The organism is Mesorhizobium sp. M7A.F.Ca.ET.027.03.2.1 (assembly GCF_003999175.1).
GTDB lineage: Bacteria > Pseudomonadota > Alphaproteobacteria > Rhizobiales > Rhizobiaceae > Mesorhizobium.
Genome location: NZ_RZOM01000036.1, coordinates 1 through 5,000, shown reverse-complemented (window position 1 = coordinate 5,000; position 5,000 = coordinate 1). Strand labels below are relative to the sequence as shown.

General features: G+C 55.9%; 2 protein-coding genes, 1 tRNA gene and 2 rRNA genes (1 of these 5 running past the window's edge). 4 read left to right on the top strand and 1 reads right to left on the bottom strand.

Annotated features, from left to right (window positions below; genetic code table 11):
- The 3 genes from EN750_RS03235 to EN750_RS03225 form a co-directional block, all read left to right on the top strand.
- Positions 1-2,507 (top strand): 23S ribosomal RNA (locus EN750_RS03235) (it extends 315 nt beyond the left edge of the window).
- 152 nt (positions 2,508-2,659) lie between these two features.
- Positions 2,660-2,774 (top strand): 5S ribosomal RNA (rrf, locus tag EN750_RS03230).
- A gap of 248 nt (positions 2,775-3,022) precedes the next feature.
- A tRNA-Met gene (locus EN750_RS03225) sits at positions 3,023-3,099 on the top strand.
- A 75-nt stretch (positions 3,100-3,174) separates the two neighbouring features.
- On the opposite strand, the gene EN750_RS03220 is transcribed toward EN750_RS03225, so the two are convergent.
- Complete coding sequence (locus EN750_RS03220; protein WP_127395615.1) at positions 3,175-3,528, bottom strand: hypothetical protein; 354 nt, start codon at positions 3,526-3,528, stop codon at positions 3,175-3,177.
- Positions 3,529-3,918: 390 nt separating this feature from the next.
- Between EN750_RS03220 and EN750_RS03215 the strand changes: the two genes are divergently transcribed.
- The gene (locus EN750_RS03215) at positions 3,919-4,950 is read left to right on the top strand and encodes a substrate-binding domain-containing protein (RefSeq protein WP_013529471.1); all 1,032 of its coding nucleotides are present in this window, start codon (positions 3,919-3,921) and stop codon (positions 4,948-4,950) included.
- Positions 4,951-5,000 lie beyond the last annotated feature (50 nt).

Sequence of the window (5,000 nt, the reverse complement as noted above, 5' to 3'; positions counted from 1 at the left end):
GAGCGAACCCGGACCAGGCCAGTGGCGATTGAGAGACAAGCGGAACCTTCTGGAAAGTAGGGCCATAGTGGGTGACAGCCCCGTACGCGTAATGCAATCAATCGTCCTCGAGTAAGGCGGGACACGTGAAATCCTGTCTGAAATTGGGGGGACCACCCTCCAAGCCTAAGTACTCGTGCATGACCGATAGCGAACTAGTACCGTGAGGGAAAGGTGAAAAGCACCCCGACAAGGGGAGTGAAAGAGTACCTGAAACCGATTGCCTACAAACAGTGGAAGCCCAAGGTTCGTCCTGGGTGACCACGTACCTTTTGTATAATGGGTCAGCGACTTAGTGTGACGAGCAAGCTTAAACCGCTAGGTGTAGGCGCAGCGAAAGCGAGTCTGAATAGGGCGTTCAGTTCGTCGCATTAGACCCGAAACCGAGTGATCTAGCCATGAGCAGGTTGAAGGTAAGGTAACACTTACTGGAGGACCGAACCCATAACTGTTGCAATAGTTCGGGATGACTTGTGGCTAGGGGTGAAAGGCCAATCAAACTCGGAAATAGCTGGTTCTCCGCGAAATCTATTTAGGTAGAGCGTCGACCGAATACCCCAGGGGGTAGAGCACTGGATGGGCTAGGGGTCCTCACCGGATTACCAAACCTAACCAAACTCCGAATACCTGGGAGTACTAGTCGGCAGACACACGGCGGGTGCTAACGTCCGTCGTGAAAAGGGAAACAACCCTGACCTACAGCTAAGGTCCCCAAGTTATGGCTAAGTGGGAAAGGATGTGAGGATCCCAAAACAACCAGGATGTTGGCTTAGAAGCAGCCATCATTTAAAGAAAGCGTAACAGCTCACTGGTCTAAATAAGGGTCTTTGCGCCGAAAATGTAACGGGGCTAAAGCCATACACCGAAGCTTAGGGTTTGGTCCGCAAGGGCCAAGCGGTAGCGGAGCGTTCTGTAAGCTGATGAAGCCATACCCGTGAGGGGTGGTGGAGGTATCAGAAGTGCGAATGCTGACATGAGTAACGTAAGGGGAGTGAGAGACTCCCCCGCCGAAAGACCAAGGGTTCCTGCTTAAAGCTAATCTGAGCAGGGTTAGCCGGCCCCTAAGACGAGGCGGAAACGCGTAGTCGATGGGAACCACGTTAATATTCGTGGGCTTGGAGGTAGTGACGGATCATTGAGGTAGTCCAATCTTATCGGATTGAACGGGCTGCTGCGTGGTTCCAGGAAATAGCTCCTCCTTATAAACCGTACCCGAAACCGACACTGGTGGTCTGGTAGAGTATACCAAGGCGCTTGAGAGAACTATGCTGAAGGAACTCGGCAAATTGCACGCGTAACTTCGGAAGAAGCGTGACCCTTTTCTACGCAAGTAGAGGAGGGTGGCACAGACCAGGGGGTAGCGACTGTTTATCAAAAACACAGGGCTCTGCGAAGTCGCAAGACGACGTATAGGGTCTGACGCCTGCCCGGTGCTGGAAGGTTAAGAGGAGGGGTGCAAGCTCTGAATCGAAGCCCCAGTAAACGGCGGCCGTAACTATAACGGTCCTAAGGTAGCGAAATTCCTTGTCGGGTAAGTTCCGACCTGCACGAATGGCGTAACGACTTCCCCGCTGTCTCCAGCATAGACTCAGTGAAATTGAATTCCCCGTGAAGATGCGGGGTTCCTGCGGTTAGACGGAAAGACCCCGTGCACCTTTACTATAGCTTTACATTGGCATTCGTAGTGGCATGTGTAGGATAGGTGGTAGGCTTTGAAACCTGGGCGCCAGCTCAGGTGGAGCCACCCTTGAAATACCACCCTTATTACTATGGATGTCTAACCGCGGCCCGTTATCCGGGTCCGGGACAATGTATGGTGGGTAGTTTGACTGGGGCGGTCGCCTCCTAAAGAGTAACGGAGGCGCGCGATGGTGGGCTCAGAACGGTCGGAAATCGTTCGCTGAGTGCAATGGCATAAGCCTGCCTGACTGCGAGACTGACAAGTCGAGCAGAGACGAAAGTCGGTCATAGTGATCCGGTGGTCCCGCGTGGAAGGGCCATCGCTCAACGGATAAAAGGTACGCCGGGGATAACAGGCTGATGACCCCCAAGAGTCCATATCGACGGGGTTGTTTGGCACCTCGATGTCGACTCATCGCATCCTGGGGCTGGAGCAGGTCCCAAGGGTATGGCTGTTCGCCATTTAAAGCGGTACGTGAGTTGGGTTCAGAACGTCGTGAGACAGTTCGGTCCCTATCTGCCGTGGGTGTAGGAATATTGAAAGGATCTGTCCCTAGTACGAGAGGACCGGGATGGACGGATCTCTGGTGGACCTGTTGTGGCGCCAGCCGCATAGCAGGGTAGCTATATCCGGACGGGATAACCGCTGAAGGCATCTAAGCGGGAAACCCACCTTAAAACGAGTATTCCCTGAGAACCGTGGAAGACGACCACGTTGATAGGCCGGGTGTGGAAGAGCGGCAACGCTTGAAGCTTACCGGTACTAATAGTTCGATCGGCTTGATCGTTCTCATTCCTTATGCTCATCGCTCCAAATCGGAGGATGACAGGCACAAAAAAGACCAGCGAATAGCCCCGAGAGGCACCCGACAGCTCCGCTGCCGATGCCTCTTTGTGCTCCTTCGCTCAAAAGCTTCTCGAACAACGTGCGTTTTGCCGACCTGGTGGTTATGGCGGAGCGGCTGCACCCGATCCCATTCCGAACTCGGCCGTGAAACGCTCCAGCGCTGATGGTACTTCGTCTCAAGACGCGGGAGAGTAGGTCGCTGCCAGGTCTGCTAAACGCACGTTGAACTCACATCCAATCGGATGGAGTGATGTCTTCTCTTTATGAAATGGCCCGCCAAGGGATCACGGGCCGCGTAAGCGGCCCTTTCATTTGGTCAGCCATATACCTATCTGTAGGCCTCGGCTTACACAAAAAAGCAAGCAAACGCTTGCTTAGGAACGCAAGCAAGCGCTTGCTTAGATTAGCAAGCAGACGCTTGCTAAGATTAGCAAGCAAACGCTTGCTAAGAGGTGACGCGGGGTGGAGCAGCCCGGTAGCTCGTCAGGCTCATAACCTGAAGGTCACAGGTTCAAATCCTGTCCCCGCAACCAAACCTCACTAAACAAACAGCCCGCCTCGTGCGGGCTCTTTTGTTTTTTGCCCTGGTGCCGGCGTTTAACCCGTCATCAGGCGCCCCCAAGCAGGCCAAGCCCAAGCCGCCAGACAGAAAACTCAAATCCTCTCCCCAACCAAACTTCGGTAAGCAAACAATCCGCCAGGAACAATGCCGGCGGACCGTTTTGATGTTCATCTTGGCTGGCCACCGATTGCCCCGGATCAGGCGCCCGCAACAAGGCGAAGCCCAGCTGCGGAACAAAAAAACCAATCCCGTCCCCTGCAAACCAATCTGCACCAAACAAACAGTTCGCCAGGCACCAGCCAGCGGGCCGTTCGCATTCGGGGGACAGCCGAAGGTTCTCGGAATACTCCGGGTGGTCAAGGCTGCTGTAAGCCGACGCAGCAGCAGACTTCTTGGCCAAGCGACATGGAGAGCGTCACGCCGCGCCCGGAGCAGATGCTTATCAAACAAGATCTGGGCTTCACGTGATAAGACGCGGCCGGCGGGAGGGCACCGCGCGAACTCCTGGGTGCAGATACTCCAACCACACTCCCCGGTTCGCGGCCAAAAAGGCCGGAAAGGCCTTGCCTGGCCCACCTTGGCGGCCTGCGACCACCTTCGTCGACCGGAGCGTATGAAGTAGGTTGTGAAATATATTTCAATATCTGAATTATATTGACAACATGCGCCGAGGTTGTAATGTCCCGATCGTCGGCTTTCGGAGGAAGGTCGGCATCATCAAATCCATACGGCAGCGCTCGGTGAGCGCCTGCGACGGTCATTGAGGATGGCTTCGGCCAAGGGAGGAAACTTGCGCAAATTTCTGAGCACGCTCGCAATCGCGGCGGCTGCATCGACCTGCTTTGGGTCGATGCAGGTACGCGCCGAAACCCCAAACCCGTTCAAATGCGAGCCGGGTGAAAAATATGTCATGAACGTCATGGTCTCGGGCGTCGAATACTGGTTCCCGGTCTATGAAATGTTCAAGCAGGCCGGCCAGCAGTTCGGCTGCGAGACCGCCTATACGGGTACGCCGGAATACGACGTCAACAAGCAGATCGCCACCTTCGACCAGGCACTGGCGCAGAAGCCGGCCGGCATATTGGTGCATCCGATGAATTCCGATCCATTCATAGAGCCGATCAACCGCGCCATCGAACAGGGCACCGCGGTGGTGACCTTCGCCGCCGACTCGCCGAATTCCAAGCGCGTCTCCTACATCACTTCCGACAACAATGCCGAAGGCACCTATGCCGCCGACGCCGTTGCCAAGGCGATGGACGGCAAGGGCGAATATGCGGTGCTGGAGAATCCCGGCCAGGACAACCACGACAAGCGCGTCAACGCGTTCGTTGCCCGCATGGAAGCCAAATGGCCTGACATGAAGCTCGTCGGCCGCGCCGCTTCGAACCAGGATCCCACCAAGGCCTATCAGGCGGTTCTGAGCCTGGCGCAGGCGCATCCTGATCTTGGCGCCGTGTTCATGCCGGAGGCCAACTCGGCCATCGGCGCTGCCCAGGCCGCCAAGGAAGGCGGTGGCAAGATCCGCGTCATGCTCGCCGACGTCAACGCCAAGATCCTCGACATGATCAAGGCCGGCGAGATCTTCGGCTCGGTCAATCCAAACCAGGGCATGCAGGGCTATATGGGCTTCATGCTGTTGTGGATGGCCAAGCATCCCGGCCTGATCGATCCGATGAACGACGCCAAGCGTTCGGGTTTCAACCCGATGAGCGTGCCCTTCGTCGACAATGGCTTCTCCATTGTCTCCAAGGACAATGCGGATGACTTCTACTGGGACAAGTACCTCAAGCGTCGCGGCACCAAGGGCATCGAGGAATAGTCTCGATCTCGCCGCCCGGCCTCGGCATGGCCGGATTAACCGGGAAGGAG